The sequence below is a fragment of the Kitasatospora sp. NPDC059146 genome, from assembly GCF_042786665.1.
Lineage (GTDB): Bacteria > Actinomycetota > Actinomycetes > Streptomycetales > Streptomycetaceae > Kitasatospora.
Map to the genome: position 1 here is coordinate 1 of NZ_JBHZCY010000027.1, position 24,184 is coordinate 24,184.

General features: G+C 72.7%; 24 protein-coding genes and 1 pseudogene. 2 read left to right on the forward strand and 23 right to left on the reverse strand.

The window, feature by feature from the left end:
* Positions 1 to 72: 72 nt before the first annotated feature.
* The 5 genes from ACFXPX_RS14680 to rpsB form a co-directional block, all read right to left on the reverse strand.
* On the reverse strand, positions 73 to 1,287 hold the full coding sequence (locus ACFXPX_RS14680; RefSeq protein WP_380641419.1) for a phosphatidate cytidylyltransferase: 1,215 nt from the start codon (positions 1,285 to 1,287) through the stop codon (positions 73 to 75).
* Between the two features lie 251 nt (positions 1,288 to 1,538).
* Positions 1,539 to 2,096 carry a ribosome recycling factor gene (frr, locus tag ACFXPX_RS14685; RefSeq protein WP_360233219.1) on the reverse strand — a complete coding sequence of 186 codons (558 nt, stop codon included), beginning with the start codon at positions 2,094 to 2,096 and terminating at the stop codon, positions 1,539 to 1,541.
* Positions 2,097 to 2,192: 96 nt separating this feature from the next.
* Positions 2,193 to 2,957, reverse strand: a complete 765-nt coding sequence (pyrH, locus tag ACFXPX_RS14690) for a UMP kinase (RefSeq protein ID WP_030056790.1) — start codon at positions 2,955 to 2,957, stop codon at positions 2,193 to 2,195.
* Positions 2,958 to 3,219: 262 nt separating this feature from the next.
* A complete protein-coding gene (tsf, locus tag ACFXPX_RS14695; RefSeq protein WP_380527420.1) occupies positions 3,220 to 4,059 on the reverse strand; it encodes a translation elongation factor Ts in 840 nt (279 codons plus the stop codon).
* A 129-nt stretch (positions 4,060 to 4,188) separates the two neighbouring features.
* Complete coding sequence (gene rpsB, locus ACFXPX_RS14700; RefSeq protein ID WP_380641421.1) at positions 4,189 to 5,088, reverse strand: 30S ribosomal protein S2; 900 nt, start codon at positions 5,086 to 5,088, stop codon at positions 4,189 to 4,191.
* A gap of 597 nt (positions 5,089 to 5,685) precedes the next feature.
* Between rpsB and ACFXPX_RS14705 the strand changes: the two genes are divergently transcribed.
* Positions 5,686 to 6,426 (forward strand): peptidoglycan DD-metalloendopeptidase family protein, encoded by a 741-nt coding sequence (locus tag ACFXPX_RS14705; protein ID WP_380641423.1) that lies wholly within the window; start codon positions 5,686 to 5,688, stop codon positions 6,424 to 6,426.
* 106 nt (positions 6,427 to 6,532) lie between these two features.
* Here the strand turns inward: ACFXPX_RS14705 and ACFXPX_RS14710 are convergent, their stop codons facing one another.
* The 18 genes and pseudogenes from ACFXPX_RS14710 to proS form a co-directional block, all read right to left on the reverse strand.
* The gene (locus tag ACFXPX_RS14710; RefSeq protein ID WP_380641456.1) at positions 6,533 to 7,117 is read right to left on the reverse strand and encodes a TetR/AcrR family transcriptional regulator; all 585 of its coding nucleotides are present in this window, start codon (positions 7,115 to 7,117) and stop codon (positions 6,533 to 6,535) included.
* Positions 7,118 to 7,229: 112 nt separating this feature from the next.
* Positions 7,230 to 8,000, reverse strand: a pseudogene (gene whiG / locus ACFXPX_RS14715) (RNA polymerase sigma factor WhiG); the annotation flags it as partial.
* 670 nt (positions 8,001 to 8,670) lie between these two features.
* Positions 8,671 to 9,855, reverse strand: a complete 1,185-nt coding sequence (gene dprA / locus ACFXPX_RS14720) for a DNA-processing protein DprA (protein ID WP_380641425.1) — start codon at positions 9,853 to 9,855, stop codon at positions 8,671 to 8,673.
* Positions 9,852 to 11,567: a YifB family Mg chelatase-like AAA ATPase gene (locus ACFXPX_RS14725; protein ID WP_380641427.1), complete on the reverse strand. Its 1,716-nt coding sequence runs from the start codon at positions 11,565 to 11,567 to the stop codon at positions 9,852 to 9,854. Before ACFXPX_RS14725 ends, dprA begins: the two co-directional genes overlap by 4 nt.
* A 1-nt stretch (position 11,568) precedes the next feature.
* On the reverse strand, positions 11,569 to 12,096 hold the full coding sequence (locus tag ACFXPX_RS14730) for a YraN family protein (RefSeq protein WP_375891788.1): 528 nt from the start codon (positions 12,094 to 12,096) through the stop codon (positions 11,569 to 11,571).
* A gap of 168 nt (positions 12,097 to 12,264) precedes the next feature.
* The gene (locus tag ACFXPX_RS14735) at positions 12,265 to 12,591 is read right to left on the reverse strand and encodes a DUF2469 domain-containing protein (RefSeq protein WP_030056781.1); all 327 of its coding nucleotides are present in this window, start codon (positions 12,589 to 12,591) and stop codon (positions 12,265 to 12,267) included.
* A gap of 55 nt (positions 12,592 to 12,646) precedes the next feature.
* Positions 12,647 to 13,120 (reverse strand): NUDIX hydrolase, encoded by a 474-nt coding sequence (locus tag ACFXPX_RS14740; RefSeq protein ID WP_375891786.1) that lies wholly within the window; start codon positions 13,118 to 13,120, stop codon positions 12,647 to 12,649.
* A 112-nt stretch (positions 13,121 to 13,232) separates the two neighbouring features.
* Complete coding sequence (gene lepB, locus ACFXPX_RS14745) at positions 13,233 to 13,988, reverse strand: signal peptidase I (protein WP_375891784.1); 756 nt, start codon at positions 13,986 to 13,988, stop codon at positions 13,233 to 13,235.
* A 145-nt stretch (positions 13,989 to 14,133) separates the two neighbouring features.
* Entirely contained in the window at positions 14,134 to 15,138 is a 1,005-nt protein-coding gene (gene lepB / locus ACFXPX_RS14750; RefSeq protein WP_380641429.1) for a signal peptidase I, read from the reverse strand.
* Between the two features lie 242 nt (positions 15,139 to 15,380).
* Positions 15,381 to 16,187 (reverse strand): signal peptidase I, encoded by an 807-nt coding sequence (gene lepB / locus ACFXPX_RS14755; RefSeq protein WP_380527406.1) that lies wholly within the window; start codon positions 16,185 to 16,187, stop codon positions 15,381 to 15,383.
* A 136-nt stretch (positions 16,188 to 16,323) separates the two neighbouring features.
* A complete protein-coding gene (gene lepB, locus ACFXPX_RS14760; protein WP_380591559.1) occupies positions 16,324 to 17,256 on the reverse strand; it encodes a signal peptidase I in 933 nt (310 codons plus the stop codon).
* Between the two features lie 77 nt (positions 17,257 to 17,333).
* Positions 17,334 to 17,684 carry a 50S ribosomal protein L19 gene (gene rplS / locus ACFXPX_RS14765; RefSeq protein ID WP_030243502.1) on the reverse strand — a complete coding sequence of 117 codons (351 nt, stop codon included), beginning with the start codon at positions 17,682 to 17,684 and terminating at the stop codon, positions 17,334 to 17,336.
* Positions 17,685 to 17,838: 154 nt separating this feature from the next.
* Positions 17,839 to 18,657, reverse strand: coding sequence for a tRNA (guanosine(37)-N1)-methyltransferase TrmD (trmD, locus tag ACFXPX_RS14770; protein ID WP_380525288.1), 819 nt, complete (start codon positions 18,655 to 18,657; stop codon positions 17,839 to 17,841).
* 155 nt (positions 18,658 to 18,812) lie between these two features.
* Complete coding sequence (gene rimM / locus ACFXPX_RS14775) at positions 18,813 to 19,373, reverse strand: ribosome maturation factor RimM (protein WP_375891775.1); 561 nt, start codon at positions 19,371 to 19,373, stop codon at positions 18,813 to 18,815.
* 189 nt (positions 19,374 to 19,562) lie between these two features.
* Positions 19,563 to 19,802: an RNA-binding protein gene (locus ACFXPX_RS14780; protein ID WP_030056773.1), complete on the reverse strand. Its 240-nt coding sequence runs from the start codon at positions 19,800 to 19,802 to the stop codon at positions 19,563 to 19,565.
* A 2-nt stretch (positions 19,803 to 19,804) separates the two neighbouring features.
* Positions 19,805 to 20,233, reverse strand: a complete 429-nt coding sequence (gene rpsP, locus ACFXPX_RS14785) for a 30S ribosomal protein S16 (RefSeq protein ID WP_375891773.1) — start codon at positions 20,231 to 20,233, stop codon at positions 19,805 to 19,807.
* A 374-nt stretch (positions 20,234 to 20,607) separates the two neighbouring features.
* Positions 20,608 to 21,186 carry a hypothetical protein gene (locus ACFXPX_RS14790; protein WP_375891771.1) on the reverse strand — a complete coding sequence of 193 codons (579 nt, stop codon included), beginning with the start codon at positions 21,184 to 21,186 and terminating at the stop codon, positions 20,608 to 20,610.
* Positions 21,187 to 21,630: 444 nt separating this feature from the next.
* Positions 21,631 to 23,043, reverse strand: a complete 1,413-nt coding sequence (proS, locus tag ACFXPX_RS14795) for a proline--tRNA ligase (protein WP_380525263.1) — start codon at positions 23,041 to 23,043, stop codon at positions 21,631 to 21,633.
* A 392-nt stretch (positions 23,044 to 23,435) separates the two neighbouring features.
* Here proS and ACFXPX_RS14800 point away from each other — a divergent pair, with 392 nt between their 5' ends.
* Positions 23,436 to 24,140, forward strand: coding sequence for a class I SAM-dependent methyltransferase (locus ACFXPX_RS14800; RefSeq protein WP_375891768.1), 705 nt, complete (start codon positions 23,436 to 23,438; stop codon positions 24,138 to 24,140).
* The last annotated feature ends 44 nt before the right edge of the window (positions 24,141 to 24,184 follow it).

Consider the following 24,184-nt stretch of genomic DNA (forward strand, 5'->3'; position numbering starts at 1 on the left):
GTGACGCCGCCGCGGGGGGGCCCGGGCCGCCGGGGGAGCGGGGCCCCCGTCGCGGAACGGTCGGTGGGCGGGTCAGCTCCCGACGAAGGCCGCCAGCAGCAGCCAGACCACCGGGGCGGTCGGCAGCAGCGAGTCCAGCCGGTCCATGATGCCGCCGTGGCCGGGCAGCAGGGTGCCCATGTCCTTGATCCCGAGGTCGCGCTTGATCATCGACTCGCCCAGGTCGCCCAGGGTCGCGGTGACCGCCGCGCAGCCGCCCAGGATCAGGCCCTGCCACCAGCTACCGCCGTCGATGATCAGCTGCATCAGCACGGCGCCCGCCAGCATCGACAGGCCGATGCCGCCGGCCAGGCCCTCGCGGGTCTTGCCGGGGCTGATCGTCGGGGCCAGCTTGGTCCGACCGAACTTGTAGCCCACCGCGTAGGCGCCGGTGTCGCTGCAGATCGTGACGATCAGGAAGAGCACGATCCGCTGGGGGCCGTCGTCGGCCGCCAGCATCATCGCCACGAAGGTCGCCAGGAACGGCACGTAGAAGGCGGTGAACACCCCGGCCGTTATGTCCCGCAGGTAGTTCTCCGGCGGCTCGGCCATCCGCCAGACCATCACCGCCAGCCCGGTCAGCGCGAGCGAGGCCGCGGCCCACTCGACGCCGGCCCAGTAGCCGGTGGCGATCATGGCGATGCCGCCCACGACCAACGGGATCAGCGGCGCCTTGATCTGCTTGCGCTCGGACAGCCGACTGGTCAGCTCCCAGACGCCGACCGAGGCCGCGGCCATCACGACGAACAGGAACAGCGCCTTCACCACGAACAGCGAGGCGATGATCACCACGCCGAGGCCGACGCCCACGCCTATGGCGGCCTGGAGGTTACGGCCGCCGCGCTGCTTGCGCGGCTCCGGCTGCGGGGCGGGCTGGGCGGCCACGGGTGTCTCCTGCCCTGGATGGGACGACGGCACGAAGGGGGGCTGCCCGGCCGCCCAGTGGCGCTGCGGCGGCGCGGGATGCACCGGAGCCCCCGGGTACGGCGGGGCGCCGTGGCCGGGGGCGGGGGTGGCGTCGTCGGTTATCGCGCGCAGCACGACCGTCTCCGTCACACCCGGCGGCGTCCCGGGCTGCTCGGCCCGGCCGTTCGCGGCGCCGTTCGAGGGCCCGCTCGCAGCGCCGTTCGAGGAGCCGTCCCCGGCGCCGTTCGAGGAGCCGTCGGAGGGTCCGCTCGCGGCACCGTTCGCCGGCCCGTGGTCGGGCGCACCGGGGTGCGGGCCGGGATCGGCCGGTACGGGAGGCATGACCTGAGTCTCCTCCGCGTCGCCGCCCCAGTACACCGGAGGCTGCTGCGAGTGATCCGAACGGAGGTCCTGGCCCCCCGGGACGGCACCCGGCCCGCCCTGGTGGGCGGCCCGGGGCTCCGGGTGGCCGGGGTGCCCCGGCGCCGGACTGGCCGGCGGCCGGGGTGCCTGCGGCTGCGGCGCCGGGCGGTAGGGCTGGAACTGCTGGTCGGACGGGCCCCAGTAGCCAGGGGCGTCAGGGGCGTCGTTCATCAGACCTCGAGCAGCTCGGCTTCCTTGTGCTTGAGCAGCTCGTCGACCTGGGCCACGTACTTGGCCGTGGTGTCGTCGAGCTCCTTCTCGGCGCGGCGGCCGTCGTCCTCGCCGACCTCGCCGTCCTTGACCAGCTTGTCGATGGCGTCCTTGGCCTTGCGGCGGACGGCGCGGATCGAGACCTTGGCGTCCTCGCCCTTGGTCCGGGCGATCTTGATGAACTCCCGGCGGCGCTCCTCGGTCAGCTCCGGCAGCACCACTCGGATGATGGAACCGTCGTTCGAGGGGTTGACGCCCAGGTCGGAGTCGCGGATCGCCTGCTCGATGGCCTTCAGCGCGGTCTTGTCGAACGGCGAGACGACCGCCATGCGCGGCTCCGGCACCGAGAACGAGGCCAGCTGGTTGATCGGCGTGATGGCGCCGTAGTACTCGGCGACGATCTTGGCGAACATCGCCGGGTGCGCACGGCCGGTACGGATGGCCGCGAGGTCGTCCTTGGAGACGGCGACGGCCTTCTCCATCTTTTCCTCGGCCTCGAGGAGGGTCTCTTCGATCACTGTGAACTCCCTGTCCGGTTCATCTGCTGTTGTCCCGACCGGTGTCGGCATCGGGGCCGGTCGCGGCGGACGCCGTCCCGTACGGCGGGTTGCTGCTCAGGCCCGGACAGAATCCTGGCTGATGAGTGTGCCGATCTTCTCACTCTTCACCGCACGCGCGATATTGCCCTCCGCCAGCAGTTCGAAGACCAGCATCGGGAGGTTGTTGTCCTTGCACAGGGTGATCGCGGTGAGGTCCGCGACCTTGAGGTCGCGCGCGATGACCTCGGAGTACTCCAGTGCGTCGAACTTGACCGCGTCCGGGTTGGTCCGGGGGTCGGAGTCGTAGACGCCGTCCACGCCGTTCTTGCCCATCAGCAGGACGTCGGCGTGGATCTCCAGCGCGCGCTGGACGGCCGTGGTGTCGGTGGAGAAGTACGGCATGCCCATACCGGCACCGAAGATCACCACACGGCCCTTCTCCAGGTGCCGGACGGCCCGCAGCGGCAGGTACGGCTCGGCGACCTGGCCCATGGTGATGGCGGTCTGGACCCGGGTCTCGATGCCCTCCTTGACCAGGAAGTCCTGCAGCGCCAGGCAGTTCATGACGGTGCCCAGCATGCCCATGTAGTCGGAGCGGGCCCGGTCCATGCCGCGGACCTGCAGCTCGGCACCCCGGAAGAAGTTGCCGCCGCCGATGACCACCGCGACCTCGGTGCCGGCGCGCACGACCGTGGCGATCTCACGGGCGATCGCGTGCACGACGTCCGGGTCGACGCCGAGCCCGCCACCACCGGCGAAGGCTTCACCGGACAGCTTGAGCAGCACCCGGCGGCGCGAGCCCGCCTTGGGGTCCTGCGCGGTCTCCTGCGTCTCCTGCATGGACTTCTCCTTTAGTGCACCTGCTGGCTCACAGGCCTGGGCGTGCGGATGCCCGGCCTGCGCGTACACGAGAGGAGGCCACTGCCGCGGGAACCGGTTCGGTGTCCTGCACGGCAATGGCCTCCTCGTCGTTCATGGTGCCGACACGGCCCACCCATGGACGGCTGGCGCCGGGTGAGCCCGTTCGGCGATCCGCCCGCCCCGGTCAGTGGGCGGGGGCGGTTCCCAGCCTAGAGGGGCCGGGGACCGGGTGGAACGTGGCTCAGGCGCCGACGCGGAAGCGGGCGAAGCGCTTGAGGGAGACGCCGGCCTCCTCGAGGACCTTGGCGACGGTCTTCTTGTTGTCCTTGGCGAAGGCCTGCTCCAGGACGGAGTTCTCCTTCACGAAGCCGGTGACGCGACCCTCGACGATCTTCGGCAGGGCGGCCTCGGGCTTGCCCTCCTCGCGGGCGGTGGCCTCGGCGACGCGGCGCTCGTTCTCGAGGGCCTCGGCCGGGATCTCCTCGCGGGACAGGTACTTCGGCGCGAAGGCGGCGATGTGCTGCGCGACGTCCTTGGCGACCTCGGCGTTCTCCTTGTCCAGCTCGACCAGGACGCCGACGGCCGGCGGCAGGTCGGGGCTGGTCTTGTGGAGGTAGACCGCGACGAAACCGTCACCGTCGAACTGGGCGAAGCGACGGAGGACGATCTTCTCGCCCAGGGTCGCGTTGGCCTCGTCCACGAACTGCTGGACGGTCTTGCCGGCCTCGATCTCGGACGCCAGGGCGGCGTCCAGGTCGGCCGGGGCGCTCTTGGCGAGGTGGGCGGCGATCGCGTCGGCGACCTTGACGAAGTTGTCACCCTTGGCGACGAAGTCGGTCTCGCAGTTCAGCTCGACCAGGACGCCGGACTTCTTGTCCTCGGCGATCAGCGCGGCGACGGCGCCGTTGGAGGCGTCACGGCCCTCGCGCTTCGCAACGCCCTTCTGGCCCTTGATGCGCAGGAGCTCGACGGCCTTCTCGACGTTGCCCTCGGCCTCGTCCAGGGCCTTCTTGCAGTCCATCATGCCGGCGCCGGTGAGCTCACGGAGCTTCTTGACGTCCGCGGCGGTGAAGTTCGCCATGGTGTGAATCTCTTCTCGCGTCTCGCGTGTCTGCGTGGAGTGGCGCCGGGACCGATGGTTCGGTCCCGGCGCGGGAGAGAGGGGCACCCGCCGGTGTCGTACCGGCGAGTGCCCCTCACCCGTGGTACGTCAGGCCTGCTCGGCCGGCGCGTCGGTGGCCGGAGCCTCGGCGACCGGGGCCTCGACGGCCGGGGTCTCGGCAACCGGAGCCTCGGCGGCGGGGGCCTCAGCGGCCGGAGCCTCCTCGGCCTTCTTCTCGCCCTCGATGAGGTCCTTCTCCCAGTCGGCCAGCGGCTGGTCGGCGCCCGGCTCGGCCTTGGTGTCGCCCTTGGCGACACCGGCGCGGGACTTCAGGCCCTCGGCGACGGCGTCGGCGATCACGCGGGTCAGCAGGGTGACGGAGCGGATCGCGTCGTCGTTGCCCGGGATCTTGTAGTCGACCTCGTCCGGGTCACAGTTGGTGTCGAGGATGGCGACGACCGGGATGTTGAGCTTCCGGGCCTCGCCGACCGCGATGTGCTCCTTCTTGGTGTCCACGATCCAGACAGCGCTGGGAACGCGCTGCATGTCGCGGATACCGCCGAGGGTCTTCTCCAGCTTGTCGTGCTCGCGCTGGAGGACCAGGAGCTCCTTCTTGGTGAGGCCGGAACCGGCCACGTCCGAGAAGTCCAGCTCGCCGAGCTCCTTGAGGCGCTGCAGGCGCTTGTAGACGGTCGAGAAGTTGGTCAGCATGCCGCCGAGCCAGCGCTGGTTCACGTAGGGCATGCCCACGCGGGTGGCCTGCTCGGCGATGGCCTCCTGGGCCTGCTTCTTCGTGCCGACGAAGAGGACGCTGCCGCCGTGGGCAACGGTCTCCTTGATGAACTCGAAGGCGCGGTCGATGTAGTTCAGCGACTGCAGCAGGTCGATGATGTAGATGCCGTTGCGCTCGGTGATGATGAAGCGCTTCATCTTCGGGTTCCAGCGGCGGGTCTGGTGACCGAAGTGGACGCCGCTCTCCAGCAGCTCCCGCATCGTGACGACGGCCATTGCCGTGCTCCTCAGGTGTTACGGCCCGACTGTGGCCGCCCTCGGGGGGTTCCCCTCGGGCGAAATGCCTACGGCCGGGTCAGTCTCGGTTGTCCGTGGCGGCCAGGTGACAGCCACGCCTGACGCCCCGATCGTGCCGAGCCGCTTCCACCCGCTCGGTCCGGGGACCGGTCGGGCTCGGCGGACCGAGCGGCACTCGCACCTGGCGGAGGCCGCGGAAGAACCGTGTCCGACCACCGGTGGCGGGGCGTGCGAAGTCGACCCGGTGGACCGGGTCGCGTGTGAAGTGTACGGGAAGCGCCGAGCGGCGAGCGACTTCTCGGGCGCCCGGGGGCCCCCGGGCGGACCGCGCCCGAGCGGCGGATGGCCTGGGGGAAGCCCGGGAAACGACCGCGGCGGACGGGGCCGCGGCGACCGGCGAACGGGCGCCGGCTGGTCGGCTCCCTGCCCACCGACCGGTCCTCGTATGCCGTTTGTCCACCGGACGGCGGCACCCGTACACCCGTCGGAGGGACGGCGACCGGCGGTGGGGGCGGTTTGTCCACAGGAATCCGGAAGGGGGTGGTCTGGGCAGCGGGGCCCGGCCAGCCTCGGGGCATGACTGGGCGCAGCGGGGTTCGAGGGGCGGTCGCGGAGGCGATCGGATGGATGGCCGGGTGGGTGGCCAGGTGGATGGCCGGGTGGGCGCGTGGCCGACCGGTGGGGGTGGGCGGGGTGGCCGGTGCGGTGGTCACGCGGGTGGTGCGGGGGATCGCACTGGGGGTGGTGCTCGCCCTGATGGCGGGTGCGGGGGTGGCGCGGGCCGCCGCGGCGGGCGAGGGCGGCGCGGGTGCGGGTGGCGTGGGTACAGGCATGGACGCGGGTGGCACGGGCGCGGGAGGCGCGGGCGGGGGTTCCACCGGCCGGGGGCCGGTGCGGGCCTGGCCGGTGGGCGGGCCCGGCGGGGTGCTGGGACGCTTCGTGCCGCCGGCCAAGCCGTGGGCGGCCGGGCACCGGGGCGTGGACCTCGCCGCCGCGCCCGGGGCGGAGGTGCGGTCGGCGGCCGCCGGGGTGGTCGCGTTCTCCGGGCTGGTGGCGGGACGGCCGGTGGTGACCGTCGTCCATCCGGGCTCCGGGACTCCCCCGCTGCGGACCACCTACCTCCCCGTCACCGGCACCGTCCCGGTCGGCACCGGGGTGGCCGCCGGGCAGGTCGTCGGACGGCTCGCCCCCGACGGACGGCACTGCGGCGCACGGGACTGCCTGCACTGGGGATTGCTGCGCGGGGGCCGCTACCTCGATCCACTGGCCCTGCTGGGCACGGGACGGGCCCGTCTGCTGCCGCTGGGCGGAACGTGAACGCGCGCAACGGCGGCGCGGCAGGGCGGAACGGACGGGGCAGAGGCTCGCGGCGGGGCAGGGGCGGGCTCGCGGCAGGACGGGACGAGGAACGGGCGGGGGCGGGTCAGGTCCGGTCGAGGCCGTGCAACGCCAGGGCCACCGCCGCGTCCGCGACCGCCTCCGGGGACTCCACCGGGCAGCCCGTACGGTCCCCGCCGGCGAACTGCTCGGTCCGGCGGACGGCCGCCTCCACGATCCCCTGCAGCAGTGCCGCGGCGAGTCGGGGCTGGTCGTGGCCCAGTTCCTCCAGCGCCCGGACGACCAGGCCGACGAGCCCGCCGTGCGCCGCCCGGATGCGCTCGCGCGCGGCCTCGTCCAACTCCAGCGCCGAAATGGCCGTGACCGCCCGGTGCCTGGGGTCCCCGGCCAGCGCCAGCTGGCCCCGGACGTACGCCTCGATCCGCTCGGCGGCGGTCTCGCAGCTCGCTATCCCGGCCTCGATCTCGGCCGCCCAGAGCGGGAAGTCCACCTCGCACAGTGCCTCGACCACGGCGGCACGGGAGCGGAAGTACTCGTAGACGGAGGAACGCGCCAGCCCGGTACGGGCGGCGAGCGAGGGGAAGGTCAGGGCCTCCATGCCGCCCTCGGTGAGCAGGGCGCGGGCAGCGTCCAGGAGGGCTGCCCGCTGCAGCTGGCGATGCTCGGCCACCGTGGCCGCTCGGATCTTCGGCACGGACCCACTGTACGGAGCCGCGCGCGCGGCCGGAACGGCGCCGCGCATTCGAAGGAGGAGCCGGCCCGGCGGGCGGCTCCGGCGCCCGCTACCGGACGTCCGAGAGCTTGGCCCGCAACTGGAGGACGGACTTGGTGTGGATCTGACTCACCCGGCTCTCCGTCACCCCCAGCACCTGGCCGATCTCGGCGAGGGTGAGGCCCTCGTAGTAGTAGAGCGTGACCACGGTCTTCTCCCGCTCGGGGAGGGTGTTGACCGCCTGGGCCAGCAGTCTGCGCAGCTCGCGGTCCTCGGCCACCTCGACCGGGTCGTCCGCGCCGTGGTCCTCCAGGGTGTCCACCAGACTGAGCCGGTCGCCGCCCTCCCCCACCGGGTGCAGCAGTTCGTCCAGGGCCACCACGTTGGCGAGTGACAGCTGGCTGAAGATCGCGTGCAGGTCCTCGATCGCGATGCCCATCTCGGCCGCGACCTCGGGCTCGTGCGGCGTCCGGCGCAGCCGGGCCTCCAGCGTCGCGTACGTCCGCTCGACGGCCTTCGCCTTCTGCCGCACCGAGCGGGGGATCCAGTCCAGAGCACGCAGCTCGTCGATGATCGCGCCGCGGATGCGGCTGATCGCGTAGGTCTCGAACTTGATGGCGCGGTCGATGTCGAACTTCTCGATCGCGTCGATCAGCCCGAAGACCCCGGAGGAGACGAAGTCGGCCTGTTCGACGTTGGAGGGCAGGCCGACCCCGACCCGCCCCGCCACGTACTTGACGAGTGGTGAGTAGTGGAGGATCAGCTGCTCGCGCAGCCGCTGGTCGCCGGTCTCCTTGTAGGAGCGCCAGAGCTCTTCGAGCGCGCTGCGCCCCTGGGCACCGGGCTCCCGAGCGTCCCGGGCGCTCCGGGCCTCCCGGGCGCTCCGGGCGTCCCTGACCTGCGCCCCCCGCCCCGCCCCGGGCTGCTCCCGGCGGGGCCGGGGCCCGGGTGGGGAGGTGGCGTCCGGCGCCGGGGCGCTCGAAGGCAACCGGGGGGCGCGGGGTACGGCCGCACCCCCCGGCGCGTCCGCCTCGCCGAGCGCCCCGGTGCCGTGGACCGTCTCGACACCGCACGCGGCGTCGGCACGCTGGGCCGGGTCGACGTCCCTGGTCGTGTCCGCGGGCTGGCCCGGCACCACCGTCGGCCGGCCGCCCTGACGCGACAGGCCCCCCTTCGTCCCCGCCGCCTTGGACGGGAACTCGGTCGCGGGTCGCCGCTCGGTCCGCGGCCCTCCCGCGGACCGAGCGCCACCGGTCACTCTGTGTCCGGGAATGTGTGTGGGCATACGTAGGTCTGCGCCGTTCTGCCGAGTCATGTGCTGATAGGGAAGGCATGTGGAGCGTAGCGTGACCGACTCACTGCAAAGCGCTACCGCCACTCGGTCGTCCCCCGATCCGGTGGCGTTCACCCATCGGATCCGGGCAGACGAGCGGAAGACCCGGATCAGCAGGTCAGCCGGGCCGTCCCGACCCGCTTCCCGCGGGCGCACCCGTGTTCGTACCCCCGGGCGCTCACCTCCTCCGCACCACGCGCCAGTGCGCGCCGTGCCGCTCCACGAAGCCGAGCGAGGCCAACTCGTAGAGCCGTTGCAGGACTTCGTCCGGCGGGAGGCCGGACTGCCGGGCCAGTCGCTCGACCGGAGCGCCTTCGGCCGTGGCCGGTACGGCCTCCAGCACCCGGGCCACCGGTGGCTCCAGCAAATCCCGCGGCAGCACCGGTCCGCCGCGCTGCGGGGCCAGGTCGTCCCCGATCGCCCCGACCAGCTCGGTGATCTCGGCCGCGTCGGTGACCAGCGTGGCGCCGCCGCTGCGGATCAGCGCGTGCACCCCGGCGGAGAGCTCGGAGGTGACGGGCCCCGCGACGCCCATGGTGTGGCGGTTGAGGTCCCGCGCCCGTCTGGCCGTACTCAGGGCGCCGCTGCGCACGGCCGCCTCGACCACCACCGTGCCCCGGGTCAGCGCCGCGATGACCCGGTTGCGGAGCACGAAGCGGAACCGGTTCGGGTGCTCGCCGGGCGGGAGTTCGCTGACCAGCAGGCCCTGTTCGCCGATCCGCCGGATCAGTTCGGCGTTCCCCTTCGGGTAGGCCACGTCGACCCCGCAGGCGAGCACCGCGACCGTCATCCCGCCGACGGCCAGTGCCCCGCGGTGGGCCGCCGCGTCGATCCCGTACGCGGCCCCGGACACCACCACCCAACCGCGCTCGGCCAGTTGGGCCGCGAGCTCGCCCGCGACGTGGGCGCCGTAGGCCGTGCAGGCCCGGGAGCCCACCACCGCCACCGAGCGCAGGGCGAGCAGCCGCAGTGAACCGGTACCGGTCGTCCACAGCCCGATCGGGCGTCCGTCGCCCAGGTCGTCCAGTTGACTGGGCCATTCCGTGTCCCCCGGAATGATGAAGCGTCCACCGACGTCCCGCACCCGTTTCAGGTCGGCCACCGGGTCGAGCCCGGGGAGTCGGGCCTGGTAGGCGGCCAGCCGGGCCTGGTCCAGCCCGGGGTGGTCGGGGACGGCGCCCTCCCCGATCGCCCGCACCACGTCCACGGCGGGGAGTCCGTCGAGCCAGCGGCCGACCACGGCGTCGCCCGGTTCGCTGAGCCGGTTGAGCAGCACCCGGGCGAGGCGCTCCGCCTCGGGCGCGGCCGCCGGACCGGCTTCGTCCGCGTGGGCTGCCCGGGAGTACCGCAACAGCTGGTTCATGCCGCCTCCTCGTCCTTCGCCGGGAGCCCCTCGGGCTCCGACCGTGGTCCGGGCCGGTCGTCGGGGCCGCTCCGGCGCTGGGCCGGGATGCCGCCGAGGCGGCCGTGCCCGCGCTCGGGCAGCGGCAGCCCCTGCTCGACACCGGTGCGCAGGACCAGGGCGGTGCGCACGTCCCGCTGGTCCGGCCGGTCGCGGCCGGCCAGGTCCGCGACCGTCCAGGCGACCCGGAGCACCCGGTCCAGGCCGCGGGCCGTCAGCAGCCCGCGCTCCAGCTGGCGGGCGACGTCGTTGAGCGCTCCGGCCGAGAGCTGCCAACGGGTGCGCAGTTCGTGGCCCGGCACCTCCGCGTTGGTCCGCCACGGGGTGTGCGCCAGCCGCGCGGCGGCCCGCTCCCGCGCCTCCAGCACCCGGGCGGCGACGGTCGCGGTGGTCTCCGCCGTGGTGTCCCGCTCCATCAACTCGATCCTGGTCACCGGGGCGACCTGGACCTGGAGGTCGACCCGGTCCAGCAGCGGCCCGGAGAGCCTCCCCTGGTACCTGCTGACCATCACCGGAGTGCACTCGCAGCCCTCGCCCCGCCGTGAGTACCGGCCGCACGGACAGGGGTTGGCGGCCAGGCAGAGCAGGAACCGCGCCGGGAGCCGCAGCGAACCGGCCGAACGGGCGATCACCACCTCGCCCGACTCCAGCGGCTGGCGCAGCGCGTCGAGCACCCGCACGGGGAACTCGGGCGCCTCGTCCAGGAAGAGCACGCCCCGGTGGGCGAGGGAGACCGCGCCCGGCCTCGGCAGGCCGCTGCCGCCGCCGACGATCGCGGGCATCGTGGTGGAGTGGTGCGGGGCGCAGTAGGGCGCGGTGTCGATCAGCGGGCGCCCGACCGGGAGCAGGCCCGCCACCGAGTGGACGGCCGTGACCTCCAGCGACTCCTTCTGGGTCAGCGGCGGGAGCAGCGCGGGCAGCCGCTCCGCCAGCATCGTCTTGCCCGCGCCCGGCGGCCCCTTGAGGTAGAGGTGGTGGCCTCCGGCGGCGGCGATCTCCAGAGCCCGCCGGGCCTCGTACTGACCGGCCACGTCCGCCATGTCCAGGCGCAGGGCCCGCTCGTCGGGCAGGCCCCGGACGCCCGCGCTGGGCAGCATCAGCCCGGCCATCAGCGGATCCGGCCGGCCGCCGAGCAGATCCGGCGGCTCCTCCGGCGCCTCCGCCCCGGTCAGGACGGCGACCAGCTGGCGCAGGCTGCGCACCCCGATCACCGTCACGCCCGGCACGAGCGAGGCCTCGGGCGCCGTCTGCTCGGCGACCACGACCCGTTCGTACCCGGCGTCGGCCGCGGCCAGCACCGAGGGCAGCACCCCGCGGACCGGCCGCACCCGGCCGTCCAGCCCCAGCTCGCCGATCAACAGCAGGTCGGCGATGGCGGACGGGTCCAGCCGTTCGGCGGCGGCCAGCACGGCGCAGGCCACCGCGAGGTCGAAGCCGCTGCCGCTCTTGGGCACCGAGGCGGGGCTGAGCCCGACGGTCAGCTTGCGCTGCGGCCAGGCCTCCCCGCTGTTGCAGACCGCGGCGCGGACCCGGTCGCGGGCCTCGGTGAGTGCCTTGTCGGGCAGGCCGACCAGGGTGAACGCGGCCACCCCGGGCTCCAGATCGGCCTGGACCTCGACGATCACTCCGTCGACCCCGACCAGCGCGACGGAACAGGTACGGGCGAAGGCCATCTCAGACCACCCCCCGCAGGTGGTCGACCAGGGCCGCACCCCGTGCCCGGTTGACCACGGCCACCAGGTCGATCCGCACCCCGCCCGGTGGGGCGGGCGGCCACTGCGGATCGGACGGCCCGGGGTCGTACCCGGGCCCGGCCAGCCGGGCGAAGTGCTCGGGCCAGCGTTCGGCCAGCCAGCGCTCGGCGAGCCGCCGCAGCCGGGCGGCCTTGGCCCGGTCGATGGCCTCGCTGGGTTGTTGGAAGCCCCGCTCGGAGCGGGTCTTCACCTCGCAGACCGCGACGGTGTCGCCGTCGAGGGCGACGATGTCCAGCTCACCCTCGACGCAGCGCCAGTTGCGGTCGAGGATGCGGAGCCCGGCGTCCGTGAGGTGCCGGGCGGCGACCCGCTCGCCGTAGCGGCCGAGCCCGTTCCTGGTGCTGCGGTCCTCCCCGGCCTCCCCGGCCCCGCCGTCCGCCCCGGTCGCGGCCGCGTTCGGTACGGCCAGGTCCTGCACGGTCTGGTCCTGCTCGATGGTGTTCTGCACGGTGACCACCTCCGCCGAGGAGGCTGCACCACCGTGCACACCGATGCCGGGAAATTCCGTTCCCCTGTGGATAACCCGGGCCTGTGGACAACTCTTGTCACCCGCAGGAGTGAGAAGCCCCCGTCACGCGAAATTCGGCTGGACAACGCGGGACGGAGTCGTCCAACGTCAGTTCCCGAAGCCGGACTCGTCCGAGGGCAGCTCCAGGTCGCTCTTCGCGAGTTCCTCGATGTTCACGTCCTTGAAGGTCAGCACCCGGACCTTACGGACGAACCGGGCCGGCCGGTACATGTCCCAGACCCACGCATCCGCCATCGACACCTCGAAGAACACCTCGCCCTGGACCGAGTGCACCTGCAGCTCGTAGTCGTTGGTGAGGTAGAACCGTCGCTCGGTCTCGATCACGTACTTGAACAGGCCGACGACGTCCCGGTACTCCCGGTAGAGCTTGAGCTCCATCTCGGTCTCGTACTTCTCGAGATCTTCGGCACTCATCCAGGCGTCCCCTCAACTTGTCACGTCCACCCATTGTGGACCACCGCACCCACGCTCAGAGCCGTACCGGATCGACCGGTGGGCCCTCTGCGAGCAGTCGCTCCAGGAAGTCCGCCAGTCCGGCCGGATGGACCGTCTCGGCGGTCCCACGCAGTTCCTCGACCGTCCACCAGCGCGCCGCGAGCAGCTGGGCGTGCTCGTCCTCGCCCATGCCCGAGTGGTCCAGGCCCGTCTCCGTGGTCCGGGCCAGGTGGAACCACTGCTCCTGCTCGTAACGCTGTCCCCGAAAGGAGAACGACACCGTGCCGTACGCCACCAAGGGCCCCAGGGCCACACCCCGCAAGCCGGTCTCCTCCGCGAGCTCCCGCTCGGCGGCCGCCCGCACGTCCTCCCCCGGCTCCAAGCCGCCCCCGGGCGTGAACCACCACGTCTCGTCGGGCACCGCGGGATCGACGCCCAGGAACAGGAGGATGCGGTCCAGCCCGTCCAGCAGCAGGATCCGCGCCGCCCGGCGACGCTGTGCAGTCATCGCGGCGCTCCACGCTCCTTCGGTTCGCATCGGTGGTGCTACCGATCCTGCCACCCGGCGCGGCCGTCCGGGGCGATGTTCGGCAGAGCGGCCCGACCCGCGACGGCCGTGCTCAGGAGCTGCGCCCCCGGCCGAGCCGGCGCGCCAGGCCGGCCACCCCGCCCACCGCCGAGGTCAGCACGATCAGCGCCGCGCCCGCGACGCTGGCGTAGGCGGCGGGCTCCAGCGGGCCCGGCTCCGCGGCCCGGGGGCCCGCGAAGCCGTCGAAGGCCGAGGTCCGCTCCAGCAGGGCGGTCCGGCCGAGGGGCAGCAGGGTGGCCTCGACCCTCGCCTCGACGGCGGTGGCCGGGACGGTCCCGCCGTCGACCTCCAGGTGGGTGCGGGAGTCCAGCGAGCCGACCCGGTTGTCACCGAGCAGGAACAGCCGGCCCTGCGGCACCGTCACGCTGAACGCATCGCCCTGGCGGCCCTGGGTCGCGAGGTACGGCTCGTCCACGGGCTGCCCGTCGACCGTCAGCCGGTGGTCCGCGGCGGTGGTGGCGACGGTGTCGCCGCCGACCGCGACCACCCGCTTGACCATGAGCTCCCCGCCCCAGGCCTGGTCGCGGAAGACCACCACGTCGCCCCGGCCGACGGCGCCGCCGTCGACCTTGCGGGCGAGCACGGTGTCGCCGATCCGGAGCGTCGGGTGCATCGAGGCGGTGGGGATCTTGTACGGCCGGTAGTCGACCGCGATGAGGGCGAATCCGCCGATCATCAACACCAGCCCGAGCGCGATCGCGACCCCCTGCAGCACCGCGGCGGGCCGGCGGCCGGACCGGGCGGGCGCGGCCGAGTGGTCGGCCGGCTGTTCCACGACACTGCTCATCGACACCGTCCACCTTTGGCCGACCGGAGAACACCACTGGCACGCCGGTGGCTCGGGGGCGAACGCCGGCGGGCCGTGGCACGTCCGAGCAGATTACTCGTCGGTACCACGGCCCGCGCAAGGGTCGGGGAGGAGCAGGTGGAGCTCAGGACTCCTTCCGGCGCTCCGTTCGGGCCCGCGCCCGACGCACCAGCGGAAGCAGGGCGACGGCACCCACCGCACCGGCCACGGGAGGCGCGGCCGGCAAGGCCGCCGCCAGGCCCTTCTGGTCGAAGGTGCCCGGCACCGGGAGCGTGGACCAGTGGCCGACCGGCCAGGCCACCACGAAGGCACGCCCGATCACGTTGTCCACCGGTACGGTCCCGCCGCCCGGCTGGTCCATGTGGAAGCGGGAGTCCAGCGAGTCCGCGCGGTGGTCGCCCATCACCCAGATCCGGCCGTTCGGCACCTTCACCGGAGCGAAGGGGTGGGTCCCACAAGGAGTGTTGCCCGGGTAGATGTACGGCTCGTTGAGCGCGACGCCGTTGACCTTGACCGGACCGTCGTCCGCGCACTCGACGGTGTCGCCGCCGACCGCGATGACCCGCTTGATCAGGTCCTTCTCGTTGGCGGAGGGCATCAGCCCGACGAAGCTGAGCACGTCCTGGATACCGCGGACGAAGGAGTTGCTGCTCTGCTGGGTCGGCTCGTCGCCCAACCAGCCGCCCGGGTCGTGGAACACCACGACGTCCCCGCGCTCGGGCTCGGCGCCGAACCACGGGGTCAGCTTGTCCACCAGCACCCGGTCGCCGACCTGCAGCGTGTTCTGCATCGACTCGGACGGAATGGAGAACGCCTGGACGAAGAAAGTCTTGATCACCAACGCCAGGATCAGTGCGATGCCGACCAGGATCGGCAACTCCTTCAGGAAGGAGCGCTGCTTGCGCGGCTTGGCCGGAGCCTCCGACTCCGACTCGTCGGTCGGCCCGCTCTCCGGCCGCCCGGGCTCCGCCGGGCCGTCGGCCCCGCTCCCGTGCTCGTCGGCGGTCTGGGCGGCCGTGTCCTCGACCGCGGCGGACGGCGCCGAGGACTCGGCGGACCGGGTCACCCGACCGCCCGGGCCCTCGGGTTCCCCGGCGCCTGAGCGGGCGCCGATCACCAAATCCCCCACAACGTCTCCTCCCTGCTGTGCGGACGCCTGCGCGCCCGCGCTCAGAGTGCCGCACAGCGGGCACCACGCTCACCACGACCGTGAACGCATCAGGATTGCCCACAGCAGGCTCTCCTGACACCAACCCGACCCCGGCTCACGACCGGGACCGCTCCCGGCCGCACCTGCACTTCTCTATCACTCCAGGGCATCCGGCCCGCGGTTCCACACGCGCCGTCCGGCCGTCCGACGACCGGAGCGGCTCACCGCGGAGGCCGCCCCGACCGGCGAACGACGAACGGAAGGATGCCCAACACACCCATAACGAGCGGTGGTTCCAATGGAACCGGCCCAATGCCCATCGATTGCGGCGCAGTTCCGCCGGGCCGCGAGGTCGCGGCGAGAGAGGAGAGTGAACCGGGCTCGTCGAGTTGATGGAGCCGGCCCAGCGGCCACCCGATCATGAAGGCGCGACCGACCACGTCGCTCAGCGGCACGGTGCCCTGCCCGGGGTTGCCCATGTGGAAGCGGGAGTCGGCGGAGACGTCGCGGTGGTCCCCCATCACCCACAGCCGCCCCTTCGGCACCGTCACCTTGAACGGCTGGCGGGACGGCGGGTTGCCCGCCGCGAGGTACGGCTCGTCCACCGCACGGCCGTTGACGCTGAGCCGCCCCTGCGGGTCGCAGCACTCGACGGTGTCCCCGCCGACACCGATCACGCGCTTGATCAGGTCCTGCTCGTTGTCGGACGGCAGCAGCCCGACGAAGGTCAGCACGTGCTTCGCCGGGGCCAGGACCGGACCGTCGTCGGCCGCCTTGTGGTCGCTCTCCAGCCAGCCGCCCGGGTCCTTGAACACCACCACGTCGCCGCGCTGCGGCTCACTGCCGAACCAGGGGGTCAACTTGTCCACCAGCACCCGGTCCCCGACCTGGATGGTCTGCTCCATCGAGCCCGAGGGGATCACGAACACCTGGATCATGAAGGTCTTCATCACCAGTGCCACCAGCAGGGCCACCAGGATGATCAGCGGGAACTCGCGCAGCAGCGAGCGCTTGCGCCGCCGGGCCACGCGGCGGGCACTGCGCCGACGATCGGCGCGGCCGCGGACCGGCGCGACCGGTTCCGCCCCGGACTCCGCCGCTTCGCCCCCGCTCCCGCCCCCGTCCCCGCCCGGTTCGGGAGCCGGCCGGTCGGCGACCCGGCCCCTACCCCTGGTCCCCACGGCCACCCGTCCCCGGGACCGCGGTGAAGGCCGCGGGCCGGTCCAGTCCGGTCAGGCGCGAGAACGGGTAGACCACCCAGTCCGCCCGGCCGATCACCTTGTCCTCGGGCACGAAGCCGCCACCGGGCTCCCCGAGGTGGTCCCGGGAGTCCCGGGAGGCACTCCGGTGGTCGCCCAGCACGAAGAGCTTGCCGTTCGGCACCAGGACGTCGAAGGCCACGGCGGACGGCTGGTCGCCCGGGGCCAGGTAGGCGCTCTCGTCCACCGGCACGCCGTTGACGGTGAGCGGCGCCCCCGGGCCGGTGCTCCGCACCCGGTCCCCGGCGACGCCGATCACGCGCTTGACGTAGACCGTGTCGCCGGCCGGGACCAGCCCCAGGTCCCGGCCGACCGAGCGGAGGTCGTCCCAGAACCCCGGCGGCTCGGCCGAATCGCGGAGAAAGGAGCCCGTCCCGTCGAAGACCACCACGTCACCGCGCTGGGGGTGCCCGCCGAAGGCGTAGGCGAGCTGGTTGGCGATCAACCGGTCGCCCGGCCGCAGGGTGTCCTCCATCGAGCCCGAGGGCACCGTGAACGGACGGGCCACGAAGGCGTTCACCAGGAGCAGGGCCGCCAGACAGATCCCGGCCAACAGCAGCAGGTCCCGCGAGCGGGACCGCCCGGGCTCCTCGGCCTCGTCCTCGGCCCCCGGCTCGGGCTCCGCCCGCGCGACCCCCGAGGCCTCGGACCCCTCCGCGGCCCCCGAGGCCCCCGGCCCTTCGAGCCGCTCCGGCCCTTCGAGCCGCTCCGGCTGTCCGAGCCGCTCCGGCCGCGCAGCCCGATCCGGCTCGGAAACGACCGCGGACCGCGACAGCGAGTCCGCACCGGTGGGTGCGGGACTGCCGTCGCGGTCCGCGGGTGGTTCGTGCGTGCTCATCGGGCGCAGAGCTTACCTTGCGGTGGCCCGGCCCCTCGGAGCGCTCCGGTCCCCCGGCGCGGCCGGGGGGCGGTGGATCAGCGGTCGCGCTTCTCCTTGATCTTCGCGGCCTTGCCGCGGAGGTCACGCAGGTAGTACAGCTTGGCGCGGCGAACCGCACCGCGGGTCACGACCTCGATCTTCTCGACGACCGGGGTGTGCACCGGGAAGGTGCGCTCCACGCCGACGTTGAAGCTGACCTTGCGGACGGTGAAGGTCTCACCGACGCCGGCGCCGTGGCGGCGGATGACGACGCCCTGGAAGACCTGGACACGGGAGCGGTTGCCCTCGATGACCCGGACGTGAACCTTCAGGGTGTCACCGGCGCGGAAGGCCGGGATGTCGGTGCGCAGCGAGGCCGCGTCGACAGCAGCGAGCTTGTTGCTCATGTTGCTCTCCATCGCAGGCGCCACGGGCCGCCCACGGAAGTTCGTCACAATGGGGTGAGCTGCGGGCCGCATCGGCTGACGGCGATCCCCCCGTGGCGAGGGCGCCGGTCCACGTGCCCCCTACGGAAGGGGGCCAGCGACAGACAGCAGCGGCCTATTCTTCCACATCGACGGCCGTGGACCGAAATCGGCCGAGCTCCTCGTCCCAGGCCAGGCCCAGGACGTCGAGCGCCGCCCGGTCCTTCTTGTCGAAGGCTCCGTACTGCCAGCGCCCGACCAGGTCGGGCCGGTTGGCCAGGGTGCGGGCGAAGGCCTGCTCCCGCCGCCAGCGGGCGATCTTGCCGTGGTTGCCGCTGAGCAGGACGTCCGGGACGGTCCGGCCTCGCCACTCGGCGGGCTTGGTGTAGACCGGGCCCTCCAGCAGGTCGGCCATCGCGCCGGGCGCGAAGGAGTCGTCCCGGTGCGACTCGGCGTTGCCGAGCACGCCGGGCAGCAGCCGGGCGATCGCCTCGACCATCACCAGCACCGCGACCTCGCCGCCGGCCAGCACGTAGTCACCGATCGAGGCCTCGACCACCGGCATCCGGGTGGCCGCCTCCTCGATGACCCGGCGGTCGATGCCCTCGTAACGCGCGGGGGTGAACGCCAGCCAGGGGCGCCCGGCGAGCTCCTGGGCGAGCTCCTGGGTGAACGGCCGCCCGCTGGGCGTGGGAACGACCAGGGTGGGCAGCTCGCCCTCGGGGCCGCCGGCCACCACCGCGTCCAGCGCCTCGCCCCACGGCTCGGGCTTCATCACCATGCCGGGGCCGCCGCCGTACGGGCTGTCGTCCACCGTGCGGTGCACGTCGTGGGTCCATCCGCGCAGGTCGTGGACGTGCACGTCCAGCTGGCCGCGGGCCCGGGCCTTGCCGACCAGCGAGATGTTCAGCGGCTCCAGGTACTCCGGGAAGATCGAGACGACGTCGATCCGCATCCCCGACTGGACGGCCCCCGACTGCACGGTCCCCGGCTGCACCATCCCCGACTGCCCACCGGGGGCAGCCGCCGAAGCACTCTCCGAGGCACTCTCCGGGGCGGGCACGGGAGCGGGCTCGGGAGCGGCCGTCGACGCGAGGTCCTGCTCGGCGCTCACTCCGACTCCTCCGGCTCCTCCGAGGCGCTGCCGACGACCTCGGCCTCGTCGAGGTCGATCAGCCCGGGCGGCGGGGTGATCACGGCCCGCTGGTTCTCCAGGTCGATGGTCGGCACGATCTGGGTGACGAAGGGCACCAGCACCTCCGTGCCGTCGGCCTTCTCCACCGTGAGCAGGTCCTGGTACGGCAGGTGGACGACCGCGGTCAGCTCGCCGACCGGGGTGCCGTCGAGCAGCACCACGTCGAGGCCGACCAGCTGGTGGTCGTAGTACTCCTCCGGATCGTCCGGACGCTCCTCCGGGTCGACCTCGGAGATCAGCACGGTGCCCCGCAGCGCCTCCGCCGCGTTGCGGTCCTTGACGCCGGCGAAGCGCAGCAGCAGCCGGCCGCTGTGCACCCGGCCGGACTCGACGGTCAGGGGCCCGGCCGAGGCCGGGTCGGTGAGCAGGACGGCACCGGGGCCGAGCCGGAGTTCCGGCTCGTCGGTGCGGACCTCGACACTGACGTCCCCCCGGATGCCGTGGGCACGGCCGATCCTGCCGACGACGAGCTGCACGGTGATCGTTCTCCTGAAGTTGCTGGGCGAGAAGGCAGAGACAAAGGCAGAGACAGAAGCGGTCACGAAGACCGGTGACGACAGCCGAGGACAGCGGCCGGAGGCAGAAAGCCGGAGACAGAAAAAGGCCGACCGGGACGACATGCGTCCCGGTCGGCCTCAAGCCCGACGGCTGAACGAGCAGCTGCGTCAGCGAATGTTGTCCACGTCGACCAGGTCGACCCGGACGTTGCGACCGCCGAGGGCGCCGACCACGGTGCGCAGTGCGCGCGCCGTGCGGCCACCCCGGCCGATCACCTTGCCGAGGTCATCGGGGTGCACCCGCACCTCGATGGTGTTCCCCCGACGCAGGTTGCGCGAGCGCACCTGCACCTCGTCGGGGTGCTCGACGATGCCCTTCACCAAATGGTCGAGGGCGTCCTCGATCACGATCAGGCCTCGGCGCCGGCGTCGGCCTCAGCCTCGGCCTTGTCCGACTTCTTGGCCTTCGGGGTGATGGCAACACCGGTGGTGGCGTCCTCGAAGCCGGCGACGGCCTTCGCGAACAGGTGCGAGAAGTCCTCGACCTTGGGCTCGGCGACCAGCAGCGGCGCCGGGGCCGGCAGGCCCTTGAACTTCTGCCAGTCACCGGTCAGCTTGAGGATGGCGAGCACCGGCTCGGTCGGCTGGGCGCCGACGGACAGCCAGTACTGGGCGCGGTCGGTGTCGACCTCGATCTTCGAGGGGTTGTAGGTCGGCTGGTAGATGCCGATCTCCTCGATCGCGCGGCCGTCACGCTTGGTGCGCGAGTCGGCGACGACGATGCGGTAGTGCGGGGCGCGAATCTTGCCGAGACGCTTGAGCTTGATCTTGACTGCCACGGGAGTGGATTCTCCTGGTGTTGACGTGGGTGAGCGGTCTCGCCGTCCGCGTGGGGTTGCGGGGCGGTCCGCTCAAGGGACACGCCAGCCGTAGGAGAGAGGGGTCCTGCTCGGCTGCCGAGTACTCAGCTGTCCATTCTGCCATATCGGCGGCAGGGCTCTTCACCCGGCCTTCGCAGACGGAGCCGGGGAGCACCTGTGCCGCGGCCGGGGCGACCGGGCCGGAGCAGGGGGACGGTTTCAGGGGGGACGGTTCAGGGCTCGACCGGGAGCCCCCGCTCCCGGTCAGCCCACAGACTCACCGATGCCACCGGTGTCGATCATCCCGGCCGAGCCGACTGCCCGCACAGTCGCCGACCGGTCCCGACCCCGGATTACGCGATCTTGAACGGCTGCTGGCACGCGCCGCAGACGATGGACGCCTGGGCGAGCACCGACGGCACGACGCGGACGTTGCGCCCGCAGCCGCACACCGCCTTGACCCGGACGCCGCCCCCGGAGGAGCCGTGCCGGGCGGCCGGGCCGCGGAACGCGCGGTTGGCGCCGTCGCCGGCCACCGCCTCCTGGTGCGCGCCGAGGGCGCGGTCCAATCGCTCGATGGTGTCGGCGTAGCGCTCCTGCGTCTCCTTGAGCATGGTCACCTGGGAGAAGCCGCTGCTGGCGTGCGGCTCGACCGGGTGCGCCAGGCCCAGCTCGGAGGCGAGCATCAGGAAGCGCCGGTTGTGGTAGCGGCCGGCCCGCGAGGTGTCCCGGATGTCCCGGGCCGCGGCCAGACCGTGGGCAGCCTCGTGGAGGAGCCGCTCGAAACCGAGCCGCGTGCCACAGGCCGAGGAGGACTCGCCGATCAGTGCCTCGGGCGAGGCCAGGTCGGGGAGGTCCTGGTGGTAGGCCTGGATGTCGCTCCAGGCGGCGGCCAGTTCGGCCGCGAGGACGAGGGGCTGTGTCGTGCTCACGCTAGACCAACGATGCAGAGTGCGCCGATGTTCCGCATGTTCCCGTTCTCCGGGAATTCCCAGGGAACTCCCAGGAATGCACGACTGCGCGCGAATTGCGCGTTCCGGATCTGAGGCAAGACCAACCCCCTGCGGGTTTCGGCCCGTCGCAACGTCGGCGGGCCTCGTGAATTCCGTCCGGGGAGCGGGCTGTCGCCCCCTGGACGTACGGCCCGTGGACCCGTCGAAGTTGACAGGGCCACGGGCCGTACACCGTACCGCTATTCCGTTAATACCGGCAGTTGACCGGCCAGTAGGGATGTCACCTACTCGGCCCCCTCCGGCAGAGTTACCGGATTCTTACCCGCCCGCATTTCGGGCAAATGTCGCCGCCACCGGTCATTACCCGACGACCGCCGACATCGGTGGGCGGCACGCGATCAGTACGCGCACGCCGCGATGACGTCAGTACGAACGCGCGACGATCGCGATATTGCCGTCCTGGTCGTCCGCCTGCGGCACCGAACCGTCGGCCGCGACGATGCAGCGCACCGTGACGCCCTGCTCGGCCAGCTTGGCCTCGCCCGCCGGGCCGAGGTCGGCCCAGGAGATCCGGGCCCAGCCGGTCGCGGCGGCCTCCACGGCCTCGTCGAGGGTCTTGACGTCGACGGTGCGGGACTCGCGGCGCTCGCGGGACTGGCGCAGCAGCAGCGCCTGGTCCTCCTCCAGGAGGCCCGGCAGCAGGGCGGCCAGCGCGTCGATGGAGACCGGCTCCTTGCCGCCCGGGATGCGGCGGGCCAGCATCGCGGTGCCGTTCTCCAGGTCGCGCGGGCCGACCTCGATGCGCACCGGAACGCCCTTGAGCTCCCAGTCGACGGCGCGGCGGCCGAACGGGGTGTCGGTGCGGTCGTCGACCACGACCCGGATGCCGACGGCCTCCAGCTGGGCGCCGATCTCTCGGACCTTGGCGATGACGGCGTCGTCGCCCTTGATGGCCAGCACCACGGCCTGGACCGCGGCCAGGCGCGGGGGCACCCGCAGGCCGTTGTCGTCGCCGTGGGACATGATCAGGCCGCCGACCATGCGGGTCGAGACGCCCCAGGAGGTCTGCCAGACGTGCTCGCGCTCGGCGCCCTGCAGCTGGTAGGTGGTGTTGAACGCCTTGGCGAAGTTCTGGCCCAGCTCGTGGCTGGTGCCCATCTGCAGCGCCTTGCCGTCACCCATCATGCCTTCGAGGGTGAGGGTGTTGATGGCGCCGGCGAAGCGCTCCTTGGCGGTCTTGCGGCCGAGCACGACGTCGATGCCGAGCACGTTGGTCATGAAGTCGCCGTAGACCTGGGTGTGGATCATCGACGCGTACGCGCGGGCGTCCTCGTAGGTGGCGTGGGCGGTGTGGCCCTCCTGCCAGAGGAACTCGGTGGTGCGCAGGAAGACGCGCGGGCGGAGCTCCCAACGGACCACGTTGGCCCACTGGTTGATCAGCAGGGGCAGGTCGCGGTGGCTCTGCACCCACTTCGAGAAGTACTCGTTGATGATGGTCTCGGAGGTCGGCCGGACGACGACCGGCTCCTCCAGCTGCTTGCCGCCGCCGTGGGTGACGACCGCGAGCTCGGGTGCGAAGCCCTCGACGTGCTCGGCTTCCTTCGTCAGGTAGGACTGCGGGATGAACATCGGGAAGTAGGCGTTCTGGGCGCCCGCCTTCTTGATGCGCGCGTCCATCTCCTGCTGCATCCGCTCCCACAGCCCGTAGCCGTACGGTCGGATGACCATGGTGCCGCGCACCGGACCGTTGTCGGCCAGCTCGGCCTTGTTGATGAGGTCCTGGTACCAGCGCGGGAAGTCTTCCGCCTGAGGGGTGAGAACGGGTGCCTTAGCCATGGGCGGAATGGTACGGGGATCGGCCCCCTCACTTCGAATCGGTATCACACCGATGAGGGGGTGAGGACACCCTCAGTCGTGGCACGCCGACCGCGGTCCGTCCGCAGGGGGCGCACGACCGCGACACGCGCGCACCACCCTGCACCCCTCTGGACGCCGGGCCCGACCCGCTGTTCGCTGGAGTGGGGCGGGACTTTGGGGGAGCCGTAGCTGCACACCGAAGGACCGGATGGGAGGCCGCGATGGCTTCAGCTCGGACGACCGGCACGACCGCACGACCAGGGACCGCACGACCGGCGGGCGCACGACCGACCGGCGCACGACCGCACCACCCCCCGCAGGAGGCCGCGGGGCCCGCGCGGGCGCGCGACTGGGCGGAGATCCAGGAGCGCATGCTGGTGCCGCTCTACGAGGCGGTGCACGACCGCCTGGAGGTCGGCCCGGCGAGCAGCGTGCTGGGACTGGGCTGCCGGTCCGGACTGGCCCTGCTGCTGGCCGCCGGACGGGGCGCCCAGGTCGCCGGGCAGGAGCCGCGGGACGAGCTGCGCGAGCTGGCCCGGGGGCGTCGGCTGCGGGTGTGCGCGGGGGCCCGGCCGGCCGCCGCCGTCCCCCGCTCGGCCCATTCGCTGGTGACGGTCTTCGACCAGTTGCCCGGTTCCGCCGAGCCCGGGCCGGTGGTCGCCGAGGCGGCCCGGCACACCCTCCCGGGCGGGCACGTGGTGCTCGCCGCCTGGGGCCCGCCGGAGCGCTGCGAGAGCGCCCCGGTGCTGGACGCGGCCCGCCGGATGGCCGGGCGGACCACCGCCCGCGACCCGTTCGAACTGAGCGCGCCGGGAACGCTGGAGGACCTGCTGGCCCCGGCCGGCCTGCGCCCGGCCGGCAGCGGCCGGGTGAGCTGCCCGTTCGCCTACCCGGACCTCGACAGCGCGGTGCGCGGCCTGCTCTCCACCGGACTGTTCGAGGCGGCCGAGGAGTTCTCCGGCGCCCCGCTGGTGGCCAAGGAGCTGGAGGAGGCGCTGCAGCCGTACCTGCGCCCGGACGGCTCGGTCCGGATGGAGAACGTCTTCCGCTACCTGATCGCCGAGCGGCCGCGCTGAAAGCCCCCGAGCAACGGAAACCGGGGGCGCCCGCCACCACGGCG

Bases quoted from the DNA above. Each gene is read 5' to 3' on its own strand.
- ACFXPX_RS14680 (WP_380641419.1), bottom strand. From the start codon at position 1,287: ATGCCTCCCGTACCGGCCGATCCCGGCCCGCACCCCGGTGCGCCCGAC.
- pyrH (WP_030056790.1), bottom strand. From the start codon at position 2,957: ATGCAGGAGACGCAGGAGACCGCGCAGGACCCCAAGGCGGGCTCGCGC.
- tsf (WP_380527420.1), bottom strand. From the start codon at position 4,059: ATGGCGAACTTCACCGCCGCGGACGTCAAGAAGCTCCGTGAGCTCACC.
- rpsB (WP_380641421.1), bottom strand. From the start codon at position 5,088: ATGGCCGTCGTCACGATGCGGGAGCTGCTGGAGAGCGGCGTCCACTTC.
- ACFXPX_RS14705 (WP_380641423.1), top strand. From the start codon at position 5,686: ATGACTGGGCGCAGCGGGGTTCGAGGGGCGGTCGCGGAGGCGATCGGA.
- dprA (WP_380641425.1), bottom strand. From the start codon at position 9,855: ATGAACCAGCTGTTGCGGTACTCCCGGGCAGCCCACGCGGACGAAGCC.
- ACFXPX_RS14725 (WP_380641427.1), bottom strand. From the start codon at position 11,567: ATGGCCTTCGCCCGTACCTGTTCCGTCGCGCTGGTCGGGGTCGACGGA.
- ACFXPX_RS14735 (WP_030056781.1), bottom strand. From the start codon at position 12,591: ATGAGTGCCGAAGATCTCGAGAAGTACGAGACCGAGATGGAGCTCAAG.
- ACFXPX_RS14740 (WP_375891786.1), bottom strand. From the start codon at position 13,120: ATGACTGCACAGCGTCGCCGGGCGGCGCGGATCCTGCTGCTGGACGGG.
- lepB (WP_375891784.1), bottom strand. From the start codon at position 13,988: ATGAGCAGTGTCGTGGAACAGCCGGCCGACCACTCGGCCGCGCCCGCC.
- lepB (WP_380591559.1), bottom strand. From the start codon at position 17,256: ATGAGCACGCACGAACCACCCGCGGACCGCGACGGCAGTCCCGCACCC.
- rplS (WP_030243502.1), bottom strand. From the start codon at position 17,684: ATGAGCAACAAGCTCGCTGCTGTCGACGCGGCCTCGCTGCGCACCGAC.
- trmD (WP_380525288.1), bottom strand. From the start codon at position 18,657: ATGCGGATCGACGTCGTCTCGATCTTCCCGGAGTACCTGGAGCCGCTG.
- proS (WP_380525263.1), bottom strand. From the start codon at position 23,043: ATGGCTAAGGCACCCGTTCTCACCCCTCAGGCGGAAGACTTCCCGCGC.
- ACFXPX_RS14800 (WP_375891768.1), top strand. From the start codon at position 23,436: ATGCTGGTGCCGCTCTACGAGGCGGTGCACGACCGCCTGGAGGTCGGC.